This is a genomic window from Erwinia mallotivora (assembly GCF_000590885.1).
Lineage (GTDB): Bacteria > Pseudomonadota > Gammaproteobacteria > Enterobacterales > Enterobacteriaceae > Erwinia > Erwinia mallotivora.
Window position 1 is genome coordinate 49,034 of sequence record NZ_JFHN01000042.1, and the last position, 18,894, is coordinate 67,927.

Annotated in this window: 20 protein-coding genes; 11 read left to right on the forward strand and 9 right to left on the reverse strand. The window is 53.5% G+C overall.

The annotated features are described in order from the left end of the window. Nucleotides 1–41 precede the first annotated feature (41 nt). The 4 genes from rnt to BG55_RS07825 form a co-directional block, all read right to left on the reverse strand. On the reverse strand, nucleotides 42–698 hold the full coding sequence (gene rnt / locus BG55_RS07810; protein ID WP_034936204.1) for a ribonuclease T: 657 nt from the start codon (nucleotides 696–698) through the stop codon (nucleotides 42–44). Nucleotides 699–801: 103 nt separating this feature from the next. Further along, the gene (gene gloA, locus BG55_RS07815) at nucleotides 802–1,209 is read right to left on the reverse strand and encodes a lactoylglutathione lyase (protein ID WP_034936206.1); all 408 of its coding nucleotides are present in this window, start codon (nucleotides 1,207–1,209) and stop codon (nucleotides 802–804) included. Nucleotides 1,210–1,376: 167 nt separating this feature from the next. Further along, the gene (nemA, locus tag BG55_RS07820; protein WP_034936208.1) at nucleotides 1,377–2,483 is read right to left on the reverse strand and encodes an alkene reductase; all 1,107 of its coding nucleotides are present in this window, start codon (nucleotides 2,481–2,483) and stop codon (nucleotides 1,377–1,379) included. A 41-nt stretch (nucleotides 2,484–2,524) separates the two neighbouring features. After that, a complete protein-coding gene (locus BG55_RS07825; RefSeq protein ID WP_034936313.1) occupies nucleotides 2,525–3,118 on the reverse strand; it encodes a TetR/AcrR family transcriptional regulator in 594 nt (197 codons plus the stop codon). Between the two features lie 250 nt (nucleotides 3,119–3,368). Between BG55_RS07825 and BG55_RS07830 the strand changes: the two genes are divergently transcribed. Further along, complete coding sequence (locus BG55_RS07830) at nucleotides 3,369–3,608, forward strand: DUF1289 domain-containing protein (RefSeq protein WP_034936209.1); 240 nt, start codon at nucleotides 3,369–3,371, stop codon at nucleotides 3,606–3,608. Here BG55_RS07830 and BG55_RS07835 read toward each other — a convergent pair. After that, the gene (locus tag BG55_RS07835; protein WP_034936212.1) at nucleotides 3,600–3,938 is read right to left on the reverse strand and encodes a NirD/YgiW/YdeI family stress tolerance protein; all 339 of its coding nucleotides are present in this window, start codon (nucleotides 3,936–3,938) and stop codon (nucleotides 3,600–3,602) included. The genes BG55_RS07830 and BG55_RS07835 overlap by 9 nt on opposite strands. Nucleotides 3,939–4,268: 330 nt before the next feature. Here BG55_RS07835 and slyA point away from each other — a divergent pair, with 330 nt between their 5' ends. Next, nucleotides 4,269–4,706 (forward strand): transcriptional regulator SlyA, encoded by a 438-nt coding sequence (slyA, locus tag BG55_RS07840; protein ID WP_034936213.1) that lies wholly within the window; start codon nucleotides 4,269–4,271, stop codon nucleotides 4,704–4,706. Between the two features lie 161 nt (nucleotides 4,707–4,867). Here the strand turns inward: slyA and slyB are convergent, their stop codons facing one another. After that, nucleotides 4,868–5,335, reverse strand: a complete 468-nt coding sequence (slyB, locus tag BG55_RS07845; protein WP_034936216.1) for an outer membrane lipoprotein SlyB — start codon at nucleotides 5,333–5,335, stop codon at nucleotides 4,868–4,870. Nucleotides 5,336–5,620: 285 nt separating this feature from the next. Here slyB and anmK point away from each other — a divergent pair, with 285 nt between their 5' ends. From anmK to BG55_RS22970, 6 genes are all read left to right on the forward strand, one after another. Next, nucleotides 5,621–6,742, forward strand: a complete 1,122-nt coding sequence (anmK, locus tag BG55_RS07850) for an anhydro-N-acetylmuramic acid kinase (protein ID WP_034936217.1) — start codon at nucleotides 5,621–5,623, stop codon at nucleotides 6,740–6,742. 216 nt (nucleotides 6,743–6,958) lie between these two features. Beyond that, on the forward strand, nucleotides 6,959–7,615 hold the full coding sequence (gene pdxH, locus BG55_RS07855) for a pyridoxamine 5'-phosphate oxidase (protein WP_034936220.1): 657 nt from the start codon (nucleotides 6,959–6,961) through the stop codon (nucleotides 7,613–7,615). A gap of 138 nt (nucleotides 7,616–7,753) precedes the next feature. Beyond that, nucleotides 7,754–9,028, forward strand: coding sequence for a tyrosine--tRNA ligase (tyrS, locus tag BG55_RS07860; RefSeq protein WP_034936223.1), 1,275 nt, complete (start codon nucleotides 7,754–7,756; stop codon nucleotides 9,026–9,028). 47 nt (nucleotides 9,029–9,075) lie between these two features. After that, nucleotides 9,076–9,936, forward strand: a complete 861-nt coding sequence (gene pdxY / locus BG55_RS07865) for a pyridoxal kinase PdxY (RefSeq protein ID WP_034936225.1) — start codon at nucleotides 9,076–9,078, stop codon at nucleotides 9,934–9,936. A gap of 294 nt (nucleotides 9,937–10,230) precedes the next feature. After that, nucleotides 10,231–10,473, forward strand: a complete 243-nt coding sequence (locus BG55_RS22965; protein ID WP_200871606.1) for a hypothetical protein — start codon at nucleotides 10,231–10,233, stop codon at nucleotides 10,471–10,473. A gap of 46 nt (nucleotides 10,474–10,519) precedes the next feature. Then, nucleotides 10,520–10,864, forward strand: coding sequence for a hypothetical protein (locus BG55_RS22970; protein WP_200871607.1), 345 nt, complete (start codon nucleotides 10,520–10,522; stop codon nucleotides 10,862–10,864). A gap of 279 nt (nucleotides 10,865–11,143) precedes the next feature. Here BG55_RS22970 and gstA read toward each other — a convergent pair whose 3' ends face one another. Together gstA and dtpA are read right to left on the reverse strand one after the other, a co-directional pair. After that, nucleotides 11,144–11,746 (reverse strand): glutathione transferase GstA, encoded by a 603-nt coding sequence (gstA, locus tag BG55_RS07875; protein ID WP_200871608.1) that lies wholly within the window; start codon nucleotides 11,744–11,746, stop codon nucleotides 11,144–11,146. Nucleotides 11,747–12,015: 269 nt separating this feature from the next. Further along, nucleotides 12,016–13,509 carry a dipeptide/tripeptide permease DtpA gene (dtpA, locus tag BG55_RS07880; RefSeq protein ID WP_034936231.1) on the reverse strand — a complete coding sequence of 498 codons (1,494 nt, stop codon included), beginning with the start codon at nucleotides 13,507–13,509 and terminating at the stop codon, nucleotides 12,016–12,018. A 563-nt stretch (nucleotides 13,510–14,072) separates the two neighbouring features. On the opposite strand from dtpA, the gene betI reads away from it, so the two are divergent. The 3 genes from betI to betA all read left to right on the forward strand — a co-directional run bounded on the left by betI (nucleotide 14,073) and on the right by betA (nucleotide 17,887). Further along, nucleotides 14,073–14,675, forward strand: a complete 603-nt coding sequence (betI, locus tag BG55_RS07885) for a transcriptional regulator BetI (protein ID WP_034936316.1) — start codon at nucleotides 14,073–14,075, stop codon at nucleotides 14,673–14,675. An 18-nt stretch (nucleotides 14,676–14,693) separates the two neighbouring features. Then, a complete protein-coding gene (betB, locus tag BG55_RS07890) occupies nucleotides 14,694–16,151 on the forward strand; it encodes a betaine-aldehyde dehydrogenase (RefSeq protein WP_034936319.1) in 1,458 nt (485 codons plus the stop codon). A 68-nt stretch (nucleotides 16,152–16,219) separates the two neighbouring features. Continuing rightward, nucleotides 16,220–17,887: a choline dehydrogenase gene (betA, locus tag BG55_RS07895; protein WP_034936234.1), complete on the forward strand. Its 1,668-nt coding sequence runs from the start codon at nucleotides 16,220–16,222 to the stop codon at nucleotides 17,885–17,887. A 101-nt stretch (nucleotides 17,888–17,988) separates the two neighbouring features. Here the strand turns inward: betA and BG55_RS23445 are convergent, their stop codons facing one another. Then, on the reverse strand, nucleotides 17,989–18,732 hold the full coding sequence (locus tag BG55_RS23445; protein WP_071994995.1) for a hypothetical protein: 744 nt from the start codon (nucleotides 18,730–18,732) through the stop codon (nucleotides 17,989–17,991). Nucleotides 18,733–18,894: the final 162 nt, after the last annotated feature.

Genomic DNA, 18,894 nt, shown 5'->3' on the forward strand with positions numbered 1-18,894 from the left:
TTGAATAAGCCATATATAAGCGCACGAAGTAAGTGACAGTGTCACTCCTTACTCGTTGTTTCTGCCTGAGCCAGAGGCCAGCCTCCCAGACGTTTCCAGCGGTTTACCAGCTCGCAAAACAGATCCGCTGTTTGCTCGGTGTCATACAGCGCAGAGTGGGCCTGACTACTGTCGAATGGCATACCGGCAGCGATGCAGGCTTTAGCCAGTACCGTCTGACCCAGAACCAGCCCGCTAAGTGCAGCCGTGTCGAAGGTCACAAAGGGATGAAACGGATTTCGCTTAAGCCCCGCTCTGTCTGCGGCAGCGTTAACGAAATTCAGATCAAACGTGGCATTGTGCGCCACCATAATGGCCCGGCTACAGCCCTGATCTTTAATACCTTTACGAATCAGTTTAAAGATAGCGTGTAATGCTGTGTATTCGCTGACCGCATCGCGGAGTGGATTGTGAGGATCGATGCCATTAAAAGCCAGAGCTTCTGGTTGCAGCACCGAGCCTTCGAACGGTTCAATATGAAAATGCATTGTCTGATCTTTCTCCAGCCAGCCGTGTTGATCCATTTTCAGCGTAACGGCGGCCACTTCCAGTAATGCATTACTTCTGGCGTCAAACCCGGCCGTTTCCACATCAATGACTACCGGATAAAAACCGCGAAAACGGCTGCTGAGGCTATTCAGTTCGTTCGAATCAGACATCGGGATCTCACAGGGGGAAAAATGGCAGCGCGTATTATGGCAAATTTTGTCATTCGTTGCAGCATGGGAAGGGGAAAGGGGATGCCGGTGGCATCCCGCAGGGTCATGCGCCCAGACCGTGGCCCGCATGTTTATTTTCAATCAGTTCGATTTTATAGCCATCTGGATCTTCAACGAAGGCAATCACCGTGGTGCCGCCTTTGACCGGACCTGCCTCGCGCGTCACATTACCACCATCTTTACGGATGCGTTCGCAGGTGGCTGCCACATCATCCACGCCCAGAGCGATATGTCCGTACGCATTACCCGGATCATAACTGTCAACACCCCAGTTATAAGTCAGTTCAATCACCGCACCCTCACTTTCTTCGGTGTAACCGACAAACGCCAGGTTATATTTATATTCTTTATTTTCGCTGGTGCGCAGCAGGCGCATGCCCAGCACTTTGGTATAGAAGTCAACGGAGCGTTGTAAGTCACCAACGCGCAGCATGGTATGGAGTAGGCGCATAGCATCCTCTTGATAAAAGCGTCATCGTCTGATGACGGGAACGAAACAGTATAGCGATGAAACGCTTGCTGCGTTAACGGGCATAGTGCTCAGGCGGAAGAACTTACAGCAGAAAAGGCCGCATTTTACGCGGCCTCACACTGTTGTTAAAACGCGGTACTGAGAGCTTACTTTTGCGCCAGCGTCGGGTAGTCGGTGTAGCCTTCCGCACCGCCGCCGTAGAACAGCTCCGGGCGTTGCTCATTCAGCGGCGCATTTTGTTGCAGGCGAGCGACCAGATCCGGGTTGGCAATATAAACGCGGCCAAAAGCAGCCGCATCAATCAGACCTTTTTCGATCAGATCTTCAGCCTTTTCAGCGGTGTAAGCGCCAGCACCAATAATCACGCCAGGGTAAACGGCGCGGATTGCTTTGCGGAAAGCTTCGCTGTAGGGCTTGCCACCGGCCCAGTCTGGTTCAGAGATATGCAGGTAAGCAAGGTTGCGTTTCGCCAGTTCAGTAATGTAGTAGAGGGCTGCGGCTTCCTGATCCTCACCATTATCCAGACCATTAAACGGACCAAGCGGAGAAATACGAATCCCGATCCGATCGCTGCTCCAGGCTGTAACAGCAGCATCGACCACTTCCAGAGCAAAGCGGGTGCGATTTTCCACGCTGCCACCGTAGGCATCACTGCGCTGGTTTGAAGCGGGTGACAGGAACTGATGAATCAGGTAGCCGTGAGCAGAATGCAGTTCAACCAGATCGAAGCCAGCTTCGCGTGCATTGACGACAGCCTGGCGAAAATCATTGACCACACCGGCAATTTCTTCCAGCTCCAGCGCACGTGGGGTGGACGTCGCTTCACGAATTGCCAAGCCGTTTTCGTCACGCAGAGAGGTGCGCGTATCAGCATTAATGGCAGAAGAAGAAACCGGCGCTTTGCCTTCGGGCTGTACGCTGGTGTGAGATATGCGGCCCGTATGCCAAAGCTGAACCGCACTGTGACCGCCTTCCTGATGAATACCTTCATTGATCGCTTTCCATGCGGCAATCTGCTCAGCCGTGTGCAGACCCGGCGCACCGGCGTAACCCTTAGCCTGGAAAGAAACCTGAGTAGCTTCAGTAATAATCAAGCCCGCGCTGGCGCGCTGACGATAATATTCCCCCATCAGCGGCGTGGGAATATCACCCGGCTCAATACTGCGCAGGCGTGTCAGGGGTGCCATCAACACGCGGTTAGGTACGGTAATGGCACCTATTTTCAACGGGGAAAACAGCTTTTTAAATTCCATACTTCACTCCTTGTAGACCGGTCTGCTAGTAACGGTTTTTTTTAAACAGGCAGGGGTAGCATGCGTGTAATTTCCAGCAATGCATTTGCCATCGGCGTCATATTGCGAGAAATTTTACTTTGCAGGCTGGCCCCCAGCCACAATGAATAAATATTTTGGGCACAGGCTTCGACAGGCAGAGTCAGCTGTAGCTCACTCCGCAACTGCGCGCGTTTTAACGCAGCACAAAGCGTGGAGATCAGAGATTTTGAACCGGTATCCAGTGCAATGCGCATTGATTCTGAAAGATCACAAACCTCGGCTGAAAGCTTCACGGACAGGCAACCCGCAAATAAACCTTCCTGACAAAACATGTCCAGAGAGTGCTGATAATAATCAAGGATACGCTGACGTTGATTGCCCTGATCATTTTCCAGAAATTCGCGAAAACGTTGGTAATAAAGTGCAAAATAACGCTCAAGCATTGCTACGCCGAACGCCTCTTTCGACGGGAAGTAGTAATAGAAGGAGCCTTTGGGCACACCTGCTACTTTCAGCAGCTCGATCAATCCCATACCGTTAAAGCCTCGCTGGATGCAAAGCTGTTCTCCGGTTATCAGAATATGTTCTCTGGTGTCAGAATGCGTTGTTTTCATGGCGGTCACGGTAACAGACTGATCGGTCTGTTTCAAACGAAGCCAGCAATCAGCGCACAATCCGCTCATCTGTGTCAGGCTCAGTTCCGGGTGCTGCTGGCTGATTGTCGCTTGCTATTAACATTTTAATGACAATTGCGGTAGTATCGGGGTTTCGGTCGGTTGAAAATCACGCTATGCAATATTTTTTTGATCGCGTGCTGCCAACAGGCCCCGGCTTAAAGATGACGTCAATGCATCAGGAGTCACGGTGGCTGAACAACTCGAATTTTTTCCTGTACCCAGTCCATGTCGCGGCATTTGCCAGTCTGACCAGCGAGGATATTGTTCTGGCTGTATGCGTAGCCGGGAGGAACGTTTTAACTGGATGAAATACAGTGAATCACAAAAACGTGATGTGCTCAGACTGTGTCGACAGCGTTTCCTGCGGCAACAGCGCGCCGGAAAAAATGAGCTTCCTGACGCGCCAGAGCAGCCGTCACTATTCTGACGTGCTCACCAACTGGATGTGATCAACTTCAATTTCCGTGTGGCCTTCATCTCTGTCGGTGTCACCTGTTACTCGCACGGTTTTGCCAACGGCGAGATTTTTATCTTCCCAGTCGTCGTCATCCACATCAATTTTGATGCGCCCGGTACTGTCTTCCAGCCAGTATTTATCCTCATCGCCAGCCTGACCGGTAATTTTGCCGGTCAGGGTAACCCGACTGTTATCACGAAGTGACTTAGCCTGTTTGACCGTAACGGATTTTGCATAATCATGTGCATAAGAAGTAAAACTTAATGCCAGCAGGCAGGTAGATAAGATGAGTCTTTTCATTCTGTGTCCTTACAGTTAGCGTCCCGAAAATAAAGCCAGGCCAGTATAAAATAATACCCTGACTTTTTTAATGGCATTCTGTGACACAAAACAGAACCGCGAATACCGGGTCCAGCGGATGCGGGCAGGGCATCTCATTAACAGTGGAAATTAATCACAATGCATCGCAGTTCAGCGATGAAAAAAGTCCGACTATTGCTGACGGGTGACAATAACGAGGCGGATAACTGAACCGTTTCCTGACGAATAAATTCCAGTTTATCCTGTAAACTCGCATTCGGTGCTGGATTAAGGCATGATGAATAGCAAGCTAATTATAAGGAGGTGAAATTGGATACTTCATTAGGTGCGGATCTGGCAAGATTAGTGCGTATCTGGCGTTCGTTGATCGATCAGCGCCTGAAGCCGCTGGAGCTCACCCAGACGCACTGGGTGACATTACATAACATCCATCAGCTGCCACCGGAACAGTCCCAGATTCAGCTGGCAAAAGCAATTGGTATCGAACAGCCTTCGCTGGTACGCACTCTCGATCAGTTGGAAGAAAAGGGGTTAATTACCCGCACCACCTGCGCCAGCGATCGTCGGGCCAAACGAATCAAGCTGACTGAGGAAGCCGCGCCAGTCATCGCTCAGGTTGAGCACGTCATTGATGCTACCCGGGATGATATCCTGACCGGAATTTCACGGGATGAGATTAATAAAATGGTGACGCTGATTGCCCGACTGGAAAAAAATATTCTGCAACTGCAAAATCGTGACGAATAAAAACCGGCAAATGCCGGTTTTTAATGCAGACTAAAATATCTCTGATGCGCAGTTAACTGACGGTTTCTGCACTGCCTGATTGTCCCGGTTTTAACACTTATCACCGGGCAACAGCTCATTTAAAGCTGCATAGCCCTGTTCAGGGCAACATGCTGGTCAGTTTAGCGAGGTGAAACAGTTACCTGGCTGCCATTGGAAGCAATAGCTACGCGCATACCAGCGGAGAAACGGCTGGCTGCCTGTTTCTGAACCACCATAATGGTGTTGCCATCATCCTTACGGATTTCAAGCTCCACACCTTCGGATTTATTCATTGCGCCCTGAACACCCTGTCCGGCTACGCCACCCGCAACGGCACCTGCTGCTGTTGCCAGACTGCGACCTGTACCACCGCCGATGGTGTTACCCAGAAAACCACCCAGCACCGCACCGCCGATAGCACCAATAACGTTATTTTCATCTCCGCCCTGGATCTGTACCGGACGAACGGACACCAGTGTACCGTAAGTAACACTCTGTACCTGACGGGCTTCGGAAGCACTGTAAACATCGCCGGACAGTGTGCTGTTATTGGCACACCCAGCTAAGGTCACACTGGTCAGGGCCACGATGGCTATACGCTTAAACATGGTGAGAACTCCTTTATTATCCACATGCTGCATTCAATTGCGCAGCGATCAATAACTTAATTATATGGCACAAGCAATGCTTGTCTGTTGCTTCCGGTAAAAAAACGTGTAAATCAGCATAACCTGGCATCACTAAACAGGTTATCAATCAGCATTAAGATAGCCGGAAAAGAGAAAAAACGTAACGTTGTTTGAAAATGCACGGTTAATCATAGAATTACAGCAGCGATTTTGCGACGCTGTGCGCACGTGAGTGGTTAACTCTGATGGCTAAGGCATAAAAAAATGAAATCAGGACGCTATATTGGGGTGATGTCGGGGACCAGTCTCGACGGTGTGGATGTGGTACTGGCCGCAATAGACCAGCAAATCGTGGCAGAACAGGCAAGCTACTGTCATCCCATCCCGCCAGCGGTGCGGCAGGATATTCTGGCCATCTGCCAGGGACAATCGTTGACGCTCTCGCAGTTGGGCCAGCTGGATACGCGATTAGGACGTCTGTTTGCCGATGCGGTCAACCATTTGCTTCAGCGCGAAGGGCTGGAAAAAGAAGATATCACCGCGATTGGCTGTCACGGGCAGACGGTCTGGCATGAACCGCTGGGCGAAGCGCCGAACACCCTTCAGATTGGTGACAATAACCAGATTGCTGCGGCAACCGGGATTACGGTCGTTGGCGATTTTCGTCGCAGGGATATGGCGTTGGGCGGGCAGGGCGCGCCGTTGGTTCCGGCGTTTCATCAGGCAGTTTTAATGCATCCGCAGGAACGAAGGATGGTGCTGAACATTGGCGGTATTGCCAATCTCTCCTTATTGATCCCCGGGCAGCCTGTTGGCGGCTATGACACCGGACCAGGCAACATGCTGATGGATGCCTGGATCTTTCAGCATCGGGGTAAAAATTATGACGAGGATGGTCGCTGGGGCGCGAGTGGAACGGTAAATGATGCCCTGCTGCAACAGATGCTGGGCGATCCCTGGTTTGCCCGTCCGGCACCCAAATCAACGGGGCGGGAGTATTTCAATCCTGCGTGGATTGAGAAACAGCTGGCGGACTTTCCTGGTCTGGCCCCGCAGGATATCCAGGCCACGCTCCTTGAATTGACGGCGATGACAGTCACACGCCAGGTCACGTCAGCGGGCGGCTGCGAACGCCTGCTGGTGTGTGGCGGGGGACGTCGTAACCCGCTGCTGATGGCGAGGTTGTCAGCGTTGCTCCCCGGGACTGAAGTGGCACCCACCGACAGCGTTGGCATCAGCAGCGACGATATGGAAGGGCTGGCTTTTGCCTGGCTGGCATACCGTACTCTGTCAGGCGAACCCGGCAACATGCCTTCGGTCACCGGCGCACGAGAATCTTCGATACTGGGCGCTATCTGGCCCGCCAACAGGGTGCGTTATCGTTAACATTTCCTGCTGCTGAAACAGCAGCGGTCAACACCTGTGTGACGTGTACGATAACCGCCAAAACGCTGTTTTCATCTCACAGTAAATAAGACATCAGGTGATGATAACGGCCAGCGGCGGATGAGTGATTGTCGATTCAGCACCGGTTAACCCGTTGAAACTCATCGGTGCAGAGCGCACAATGCTTTTTTCTCCCAGTCAGCAGAAGACGAAAAAATGAACGAAAACGATCACCTTCAGCAGATTGCTCACCTGCGCCGTGAATACACGCGTGGCGGGCTGCGTCGTAAGGATCTTCCCGCCGACCCGTTATCCCTGTTTGAGCACTGGCTTAGCCAGGCGGTGGCCGCTCAACTGCCGGACCCCACGGCGATGAGCGTGGCGACCGTTGACCCGTTCGGCCAGCCCTACCAGCGCATTGTCCTGCTGAAACATTTTGATCAGCGTGGGCTGGTGTTTTATACCAATCTTGGCAGCCGCAAGGCTCAGCATCTGGAAAATAACCCGCGCATCAGCCTGCTTTTTCCGTGGCACATGTTGGAACGGCAGGTAATGGTATTGGGCACGGTCGAAAAGTTGTCGGTTGTCGATGTGGTTAAATATTTTCACAGTCGTCCACGAGACAGCCAGATAGGCGCGTGGGTATCGAAACAGTCCAGTCGCATCTCTGCCCGCGGCGTGCTCGAAGGCAAATTTCTTGAGCTGAAGCAAAAGTTTCAGCAGGGTGAAGTGCCACTTCCCAGTTTCTGGGGCGGATTCCGCATCCGGCCGGAGTCAATGGAGTTCTGGCAGGGAGGAGAACATCGCCTGCATGACCGCTTTTTTTATCAGCGTGAAGGCGATAGCTGGAAAATTGATCGTCTGGCCCCCTGAAGCTGCGAAATAATCCCTTTAAGCGCTGGTGCAGAGTGCTTCAGCGCTTTATCCTGTACGCCTCTTTTTTTTCGTCCGCGTCTCAGCGGAAAGCGATGCACCAGCAGAGGTGCAGACTTTTTTTACATGGAGTCACAGATGGCCAGCAGTAATTTGATCAAACAATTGCAGGAGCGGGGCCTGGTAGCCCAGGTTACGGATGAAATCGCGTTAGCAGAGCGCCTGGCAGAAGGCCCGATTGCGCTCTATTGCGGTTTTGATCCGACGGCCGACAGCCTGCATTTGGGTCATCTGGTGCCCTTGCTGTGTCTTAAACGTTTTCAGGATGCCGGTCACCGGCCGGTCGCGCTGGTTGGGGGAGCCACCGGTCTGATTGGCGATCCCAGTTTCAAAGCGGCCGAACGTAAGCTCAACACCAGTGAAACGGTTAATGAATGGGTGGAAAAAATCCGCCATCAGGTTGCCCCGTTCCTCGACTTTGACTGCGGTGACAACAGCGCGGTGGCGGCCAATAACTATGACTGGTTTGGCAGCATGAATGTGCTGACTTTCCTGCGGGATATCGGTAAACACTTCTCAGTTAATCAGATGATTAATAAGGAAGCCGTTAAGCAGCGTCTTAACCGCGACGATCAGGGCATCTCCTTTACCGAATTTTCCTACAACCTGTTGCAGGGTTATGACTTTGCCTGCCTGAATGAACGCTACGGTGTTGCGTTACAGATTGGCGGTTCCGATCAGTGGGGCAACATAACGTCCGGTATCGATCTGACCCGTCGTCTGCACCAGAACCAGGTCTTTGGCCTGACCGTGCCACTGATTACCAAATCTGACGGTACTAAATTTGGCAAAACCGAAGGTGGTGCGGTGTGGCTGGATGCGAAGAAAACCAGTCCGTACAAATTTTACCAGTTCTGGATCAACACAGCCGATGCGGATGTTTATCGCTTCCTCAAGTTCTTCACTTTTATGAGTATTGACGAAATCAATGCGCTGGAAGAAGAAGACAAAAACAGCGGTAAAGCGCCACGCGCCCAGTATGTGCTGGCAGAACAGGTGACCCGTCTGGTGCATGGTGCCGGGGGGCTGGCTGCCGCAGAGCGCATCAGCAGCAGCCTGTTCTCCGGTAGCCTGACCGAAATGACCGAAGCTGATTTTGAACAGCTGGCGCAGGACGGCATGCCGTTTGTGGAACTGGAGCAGGGCGAGGATTTGCAACAGGCGATGGTGAACGGCGATTTAGCGCCGTCGCGTGGTCAGGCACGTAAGCTGATTGAGTCAAAAGCGGTCAGCATCAATGGCGTTGCGCAGTTAAACAGCGAATATGCCTTTGTCGCGTCAGATCGACTGTTTGGCCGCTATACCCTGTTACGTCGTGGTAAGAAAAATTACTGTCTGATCGTCTGGAAATAACCCACAGCACAGGCCGGTATCATCCGGCCTTTCTCTTGCAGGACATCATGAAAAATATTCTTTCTGTACAATCGCATACTGTCTATGGTCATGCGGGTAACAGCGCAGCTGAATTCCCGATGCGGCGGATGGGGGCCAACGTGTGGCCACTTAACACGGTGCAGTTTTCAAACCACACCCAGTACGGTCACTGGACCGGTATGGTGATGCCAGCCAGCCATCTGGGCGAAATTGTGCAGGGGATTGCAAACATTGATCGGCTGAAAAGCTGCAATGCGGTCCTCAGTGGTTATCTCGGTTCCGCAGAACAGGGTGAGCAAATCCTCGATATCGTTCGTCAGGTGAAACAGGCCAACCCTGAAGCCTGGTATTTCTGCGATCCGGTGATGGGCCATCCGGAAAAAGGCTGTATTGTTGCACCCGGTGTGGCTGAGTTTCACACGCGCCAGGCGCTGCCTGCGAGCGATATTATCGCGCCGAATCTGCTGGAGCTGGAGATACTCAGCGGCCACCCGGTCAGCAGCGTCGAGCAGGCGATTGCCACCGCGCGCGAATTGATTGCGCAGGGACCGAAAATTGTGCTGGTGAAGCATCTGGCACGAGCGGGTCTGCGCAGCGATCGCTTTGAGATGCTGCTGGTCACCGCTGATGAGGCGTGGCATATCAGCCGTCCGCTGGTTGACTTCGGCGTGCGTCAACCGGTGGGCGTGGGCGACCTGACCAGCGGCTTGCTGCTGGTCAATCTGCTGCACGGTCTGCCATTGCAACAGGCGCTGGAGCATGTGACGGCGGCGGTATATGAAGTGATGCTGAAAACCCATCAAATGGGCGAATATGAACTGCAACTGGTGGCGGCTCAGCACCGGATGGCCGAACCAGAGCAACATTTCAGCGCGCTGAGAATTTAAAGCGGTTTCACTCCGACTGCCGGGAAATATCATCCGGCAGATTTCCACTAAAAACATAAAGATGCATCGCCAGAAAAAAACTGGCTGAACGCGTCAGTTATTTATTTCACCCCAGTGGGGGAACCGTCCCCTTAGAAAGTGCCACTTAGCGAAAACAATATACTTATTCTCGTTAAGGGCACCTGCGTGAACGTTAATCATTACCATTCAATATCGGGCCATTATTATACAGGTGGATACTATGAACACGAGTCATCGTCTGGCTCGTCATCTGATATTTCTCATGTTTCTGAGGTGGCCAGGAACAGTAATGGCTGGGGGATGCGTGAGCGGTTAAATGATTTATCAGAAAAAGTAGCCAGCCGCACGACGCTTTCAACAACGGGTTATCAGACGGCGATGATGCGGATTAATAATCCCGGCAAACTTGATTCTGACTCGGTTATGACCATGCGCAGGGCGCATCAGTATATGCAGGGGGGCAAAAAAACAGTTCCCGCAAAACACCCTGGCCAGTCTGGCTTCGCTTCAGCATGACAGCATTTACCGTACCGCAGACGGAGGTCTGAAGGGCGGAATTGAAATGAGTGTTGAAGAATTGGGCGAGTCGCTGCAAAAATGTCGTCAGTCAGGATTTTCAAATTGTGACATGCAGGCATTAGAAATGGGATTACATATTAAACATTGCCTCGGAATAGATGACTTCACCATCTACAGCAATAAAAAACTCAGCCATAATTACGTGGTAATAAAACCGGGTGACCTTTTTCCAAAAGGAGCCATTGTGGATTCATGGACCGGGCATGGTGTATTTGAATTAAATCTGAAAAACAAACTGATATTCATGCACAAAGAAAGTAACCTGTCAGTTAATCACAACATGCACGAATTTATTAATACGCATGGGCACAATTATATTGTCGACTGAATCTGATTCATTTTTATTAATCTCTGCGTGGCACTCAGAGCCTGGTCCATCAGGGCTGGTTTACCTGCTATTCTGAACCCGGGCAGTGCCCGAAATTCTTACGTATTCCGTGTACGTTGTGATTTCTGCGCACTGTCCGTGTCCGGACCGGCTACAACAACGCCCGGTGGAACAGGCACTTACTGAAATAAAAACCGGGCAAAAAGCGGAAACTGAGAAAAGCGCCGTTTTTTGCCCTGAAACAACCGATCAGTTGTCATGGTGAAACACAGAAACCAGCTACAGACCTTCCGACCGCAGCGCCTCGCTTACCGCAGGACGCTCCGCCACTCTGGCCGACCAGTCCGCCAGCCTCTTCATCGCAGAGAGGTCCACCGCAACGGCACTCGCCCAGCGCATCACCGTAAACAGATAGGCATCCGCCACGGTAAAATGCTGGCCCATCAGCCACTGTTTGTCCTCAAGCTGGCTGTCCACCCAGCCAAACTTTTGTTCCAGTTGAGTGCGCAGCACTTTTTTGTAGTCTTCAGGCGTAGCAGGGCGAAACAGCGGGCTGAAGGTTTTATGCAGCTCGGTGGCAATGTAATTCAGCCACTCCAGCGTATGGTAGCGACTCAGGCTGCCAACGGGTGCCAGAAGCTGACGGTCCGGCTTGAGGTCTGCCAGATACTGCACAATCGCCACGCCTTCGGTCAGCAGGGAATCCTCGTCAAATTGCAAAGCGGGCACCTGGCCTTTTGGATTAATCAGCAGGAAATCCTCGCCCTGCTCGGTGGTTTTTTTCTGCAAATCTATCTGAATCAGGGTGAAATCCAGTCCCGTCTCCCGCAGGATAATATGCGGCGAAAGCGAACAGGCTCCCGGCTTAAAGTAGAGTTTCATCATCTTGCTCCTTCAGTCTGAGGGTTAAGCCTGCTTTCAAGCTTAATGCGGCCTGGAGGAAAAGTCAGCTGATGCATCGGGCCGCGGCAGATTAATTCCTGTCGGGGAAGAACGTAAAAAAGCGTCTCTTCCGGCAGGCAAACAGCGGACGAATGACCAGTACAGGGGAGACAGGGATAGCCGTAGAGGAGGGTGGCAGAACGGAACAGATGCGGGGTGGGTGCTGAAGTAACAGGGCAGCATCACAGCTGCCCCGTGAGACTCTGCCGTCAGGCAGTCACGTCCTCGCTCAGCGGTTGATCATCCTGAGTCATTCGCTTCAGTTTTGGTGCGGTCAGCAGCATCAGCAGCGCAATGATGCCGGTGACAATACCAATTTGCAGGAACACATCACCATAGATATGCAGAGATTGAAGTGGATCGATGATATCTTCCGGCACGGCCATCAGATTCGCCACTTTCCCGGCGATCATCGCCGCCCCGGCGGTGGTCAGAAACCAGGAGCCCATAATAAAGCCCATCAGACGCTGGGGAACCAGCTGCGCCACCATCGCCAGGCCAAGACCGGAAATCATCAGCTCTCCGACGCTTTGCAGGGCATAGCTGAGGATCAGCCAGTTAACGGAAACAATCCCCATCTGGCTGGCAAATTTGGTGCCCAGTGGCAGCACGAGAAAGGCGGCGGAACAGAGCACCATGCCAAGGGCAAACTTATGTGGCATCGGCAACCGGTCGCCCATTTTGTTATAGGTGGCGGCCAGCAGCGGGCTGAAAATCATAATCCAGAAGGGATTCAGCGCCTGAAACTGCTCAGGTTCGAATGCAATGCCCAGCAGTGAATGTTCCACGTTGCGAATGGCGAAAAAATTCAGCGAGGTGGGCATCTGCATATACAGCACAAAAAACACCACCGCTTCGAGCATCAACAGAAAAGCCACAATCATCTTGCGACGGGCAGCCCCCTGCAATTTAAACGCCTCTTTAATGAACACCACCACGATACCCACGGCGATCAGCGTCAGGGTCATGCGGGCAATCTGCTGATTATGCAGCAGCCAGGTTGCCACGGCGATCAGTGCCACCACGCCGACGAGGGTTGCCAGCAGCCTGCCAACATGTAGCGGTGCAAAATCTGGCTGAGAACCGTAGTTCTTCACCCATTTCCGGCACAGCATAAAGTTAACCAGCGTAATCATCATCCCAACCACAGAAAGGCTGAAGGCGGTGCTCCAGCCGTAGTGGGCCGCCAGCCACGGCGTCGCCAGCATAGAAAAGAAAGAGCCGATGTTAATCGCCATGTAATACATGGTGAAAGCCCCGTCGAGGCGGGGGTCATCTTTTTCATAACAGGTGGAGAGCAGTGATGAAGGATTGGCTTTAAACAGGCCATTACCCACGGCAATGGTCGCCATACCAATATAGACCACGCCAACATCATGGCCGGAGAAGGCCACCAGCGCATAGCCCAGCGCCAGCACCAGCGTGCCCAGCACAATCACCCGTTTGGTGCCCAACACTTTATCCCCCAGCCAGCCGCCAACGGCGACCAGGCCATAGACCAGTGCACTGAAAGAAGAGAACAGGGTGATGGATTCGGCCTCAGACATGCCCAGCATTTTGACGAGATACACCGCCATAATGCCCTGAAGGCCGTAATAGCCGAACCGCTCCCACAGCTCGATAGAGAAAATCAGATAGAACGATTTGGGTTGCTTAAACGCATTAAGGCTGGCCGCCTCGGGCTGTTTGTTTGCATCAGACACAGATACCTCTGGAGTCAAAATCTTGTTTCGACGAGAAAATTAAGTCAACGTCAGACAAGGCGGGCATTCGCCGCATAGTTATAAGAATCAGAAAAGGGCGCTTAATTTCGCCGATCATCCGGTGCCAGGCAAGTTTTTTTTCAGCAATGGCGCGGCAGGCAATAAAAAGTGTTAAAGAATGATTTCCAGCCCATGGTCCAGCATTTATGACTGGTATCAATTGTTAACATCATATAAAAAACCGCAAAATGCGTCTGAATTATCTGGCGGCTATAAATGGCCCTGTTTCCGGTTTTAACCTGATGTTATTTGTTTAATATATTGATAATTATCTGTTTTTAATGAAAGCAGGAAATTATCACTTCATCGACACAGGTGTTTTCTGCTGCTTTCGGAAATGGTAAAGCATCACTTAACACGCATACTGATACAGATCACAAAAAGCCAACATATTACGCCTCGGAAAATAACCCCTCAAAACATGCAACATTTATTATTAATTGAACGTTCAATATAAAATGCGTTATAGTTTTGGTTATCGAAACGTTAAAAGTGATCGAGTGATGCCAAAAGTTGGAATGAAAGCCATCCGTCAGGCGCAGCTGATTGACGCGACGCTGACGGTGATCGATCGCGTTGGGCTGGCGGATGCCAGCCTGGCGCTGATTGCTAAAGAAGCGGGCGTTTCCACCGGGATTGTCAGCCACTATTTTGGCGATAAGAACGGTCTGCTGGATGCCTGTATGCGCCAGATCCTTGCCGATTTATATCAGGCGGTAGGGCGATTTCGGCAGCAGGCGGCAGATGAGCCGGAGGCCCGCATCCGCGCCATTATCGACGGCAACTTTGATGCATCCCAGATTGCCAGACCGGTACTGAAAACCTGGCTGGCTTTCTGGACCAGCAGCCTGCATCAGCCGGCATTACAGCGTCTGCAACGCATTAACGACCGCCGCCTCTACTCCAATCTGGTGGCACAGTTTGCCCGCAGCCTGCCGCATTCGCAGGCACGGGATGCGGGAGCCGCGATGGCGGCGCTGATTGACGGACTGTGGCTGCGCATGACGCTGGCACCTCAGCCGATGCAGCAGGGGCTGAATGCGGCCCGCAGACTTTGTTATCAACATCTCTCGTTGTGGCTGGCAGCCGCAACGCCTGAAACCTGAGGAGGAAGCATGGCAGACATGCAACGCCGTGGACTTTACATCAATGGTCGGGAAGAAGCCGGTCAGGGTGAAACCTTTACCACCATCAACCCGGCAAACGGGGAAGTGCTGGCTGAAATCACCGCTGCAAATCAGCAGGATATCGATCGTGCCGTCGCCTCTGCGGTAGCCGGACAACGGATCTGGCGCAGCTACACCCCGGTGGAGCGCAGTCGCGTACTGCTGAAGGCCGTGGCCATTTTGCGCGAGCGCAATCAGCAGCTGGCGGAACTGGAAACCGCTGATACCGGTAAACCCATCAGTGAAACTGCGGCGGTGGATATCGTCACCGGGGCTGACGTGCTGGAGTACTATGCCGGGCTGGCGGTTGCCGTGCAGGGCGACAGCATCCCGCTGCGTGACAGCGCGCTGGTCTACACCCGCCGTGAACCACTGGGCGTCTGTGCTGGTATCGGCGCGTGGAACTATCCCATTCAGATAGCCCTGTGGAAAAGTGCGCCGGCGCTGGCGACCGGCAACGCGATGATATTCAAGCCCAGTGAAGTCACGCCGCTTAGCGCGCTGGAACTGGCGAAAATTTTCACCGAGGCGGGGCTGCCGGATGGCGTGTTCAACGTGGTGCAGGGGGCTGGTGCTGTGGGGCAGGGGCTGAGCCAGCACCCGGCGATTGCCAAAGTCTCCTTTACCGGCGAGGTGAATACCGGCAAACGGGTAATGGCTGATGCCGCGCTGGCTAACCTGAAATCGGTCACCATGGAGCTGGGGGGTAAGTCACCGCTGATCGTCTTCGACGATGCCGATCTGGAGCGTGCAGTTGACGCTGCAATGATGGCTAACTTTTACAGCAGTGGTCAGGTCTGTACCAATGGCACCCGGGTATTTGTTCAGCGTTCGCTGAAAGCCGCCTTTGAACAGCGTCTGCTGGAAAAAATGGCCGGGATACGCTGCGGTGACCCGCGTGACCCTGACGTTAATTTCGGGCCGCTGGTCAGCGAGGAGCACTGCCAGAAAGTGGTGTCTTACCTCAACATCGGTAAAGAAGAGGGTGCCACCCTGCTGACCGGCGGCCAGCGTCTGACAGAAGGCGCACTGGCTAAAGGGTGCTATGTCGCCCCGACGGTGTTCAGCGACTGTCACGATGAGATGCGAATCGTCAAAGAAGAGATCTTTGGCCCGGTGATGAGCGTGCTGGCGTTTGACGACGAGCAGGAAGTGATTGAGCGTGCCAACAACACCGAATATGGGCTGGCGGCCGGGGTGTTTACCACCTCACTGAACCGCGCACACCGGGTTATCCACCAGCTTGAAGCCGGGATCTGCTGGGTTAACAGCTGGGGTGAATCGCCCGCGCCGATGCCGGTCGGCGGTTACAAGCAGTCTGGCCTGGGCCGCGAAAACGGCACCGAGACGCTGCATCACTATACCCGCACCAAATCGATTCTGATCGAAATGGGCGACTATCCATCAGCATTCTGATTCGCTGATATCCCGAATTTATTCAGTCTGTTGCCGCGACACCGGGTGCGCGGCATAACGGAGGTTTAATGCAGAAATTTGACTACATCATTATTGGTGCCGGCTCAGCTGGCAACGTGCTGGCTACGCGACTGACTGAGGATGCTGACGTATCGGTACTGTTACTGGAAGCAGGCGGAAAAGACCACCGCTGGGACTTCCGTACCCAGATGCCAGCCGCTTTGGCGTATCCCCTTCAGGGCAAACGTTACAACTGGGCTTTTGAAACCGACCCTGAGCCGAAAATGAACAACCGCCGGATGGAGTGCGGGCGCGGCAAAGGGCTGGGCGGATCTTCACTGATTAACGGTATGTGCTACATCCGTGGCAACGCGATGGATTACGACAACTGGGCAAAGAAAGCGGGACTGGAAAACTGGTCTTACCTCAACTGCCTGCCCTATTTCCGCAAGGCAGAGAAGCGCGACATCGGTGAGAACGACTATCACGGTGGCGAAGGCTATCTCAGCGTGACCACGCCAAAAGCGGGCAACAATCCGCTGTTCCGTGCTTTCATCGACGCGGCGAAGCAGGCCGGGCACCATGAAACGGACGACCTGAACGGCTACCGTCAGGATGGTTTTGGTCCGATGGACCGCACCGTCACCGCACAGGGACGTCGGTCCAGCACCGCCAGAGGTTACCTGGACGTGGCAAAACAGCGGCCAAACCTGACCATCATCACCCATGCGCAGACTGACCGCATTCTGTTCAGTGGCAAAACCGCCACCGGCGTGTGCTGGTTAAAAGAGGGAAAACAGCAGCAGGCAGAGGCAAACCGCGAAGTGCTGCTCTGTGCCGGTGCAATCGCCTCGCCGCAGATTTTGCAACGTTCAGGGGTTGGCCCGGAAGAGTGGCTGCGCGAGCTGGATATTGACGTGGTCCATGCACTCCCGGGGGTAGGCCGTAACTTACAGGATCACCTGGAAGTCTACATGCAGTTCCGCTGCAAAAAGCCGGTCAGCCTCTATCCCTCGCTTCACTGGTGGAATCAGCCAGCAATCGGCGCTGAATGGCTGTTTAACGGCACCGGTATTGGGGCCAGCAACCAGTTTGAAGCCGGCGGCTTTATCCGCAGCGATGACCAGCCAGACTGGCCGGATTTGCAGTATCACTTCCTGCCGGTGGCGATTAACTACAACGGCAGCAGCCCGGTAAAAGAGCATGGTTTCCAGGCGCACGTAGGACCGATGCGTTCACGCAGCCGGGGACGGGTAAAACTGACCTCAAAACACCCGTATGCGGCACCGTCGATCTTCTTCAACTATATGTCGGAGCAGCGCGACTGGGAGGAGTTCCGCAGCGCGGTGCGACTGACGCGCGAGATCATGAAGCAGCCTGCGCTGGCGGAATATTGCGGTGAGGAAATTCAGCCCGGTGCGGCGGTGCAGAGCGATGAACAGATAGATGCCTTCATCCGTGAACATGCCGAAACGGCATACCATCCCTGCGGCAGCTGCGCGATGGGCAACGATGAGATGGCGGTGGTGGATGCACAAGGGCGTGTTCACGGCATGGAGCGCCTGCGCGTGGTGGATGCCTCCATCATGCCGCAAATCACCACCGGCAACCTAAATGCGCCAACGGTAATGATTGCTGAAAAGATGGCCGACCTGATCCGTGGTCGTACCCCGCTGGTCGCCTCCACGGCGGACTACTATCAGCATCAGCGTGAAGGCGCGGCTGAACCGGTTTGAGCCTCAACACTCCGGCACAAACGTGCCGGAGTGGCTGATTTTGGGGCTACAGCCCCATTTTACCCGCAGTGAAAGGGCAAATGGGGTCATTAGCACATAATTCAGTTGCCGGTGGCAGAGGTAGTGCTGTCGGTGGTAGTGGCGGTTCCGCTGGTGGTATTTGTCGCAGAAGAACTGCTGTCAGTGCTGGCGGCAGTGCCGCTAGTGGTTTTCGCGGCCGTCGTGCTGGCGTCGGAATTGGTAGCGGTTCCGCTGCTGGTATTTGTCGCAGAAGTGCTGGTGCCGGTACTGGCATTTGCCGTGGTTGTGCTGCTGCTGGCTGAAGGTGTTGCCGTGCCCGTCGAAGCGGATGCGGTAGTGGTGGACGAGGGGGTTGTCTCGCTGGTCGCGGCAGGGGCTTTACTGCTGTCGGCTGGCGCAGGAGCGGCGGCTTTCTTCACCGGGCGTGGCACCGGGGTAGCGGCAGTTTCTGTAAAGGTCGGCTTGTTCTTCAGCACCGAATAGGTGATGTGTTTGACCTTATCCGGCACGGCGGCGATTTCCACCGGTTGAATCGTCACCCGTCCATAGCCATACAGCGTCGAGACGTAGCCTCCCACCTTATGCTTACCGGGCAACATATGTAAATCCGTGGTTTCTCCCCGCACCAGCGGGCCGGCATCTTTGCCATCAACGGTAACAATAATCGACGAGCCATCATCCGTGCGGCTGACCACATGAGAGACGGTCACCTGCGAAGGGCCGGTGGCGTAATCCTGCTCTGCGGTATCCTCTGCACTGTGTTTCGCACAGCCAGTCAGCGTGATAGCTGCCGTCAGGGCCGCCAGTGTAAAACGATAAATCATTATGCCTCATTCTCCTTAACAGTCAGGAAACCCTATTTTAATGTTGCGAGTCATTGTGTGACAGGGGGAAAAGGTTCAGGTTCATCTTAAAATGATGAGCAATTGTGAAACGGCGGGTGAGCAGTGATGCGAGGCTGTGCAGTAAATCGCCGCATTGTGCGG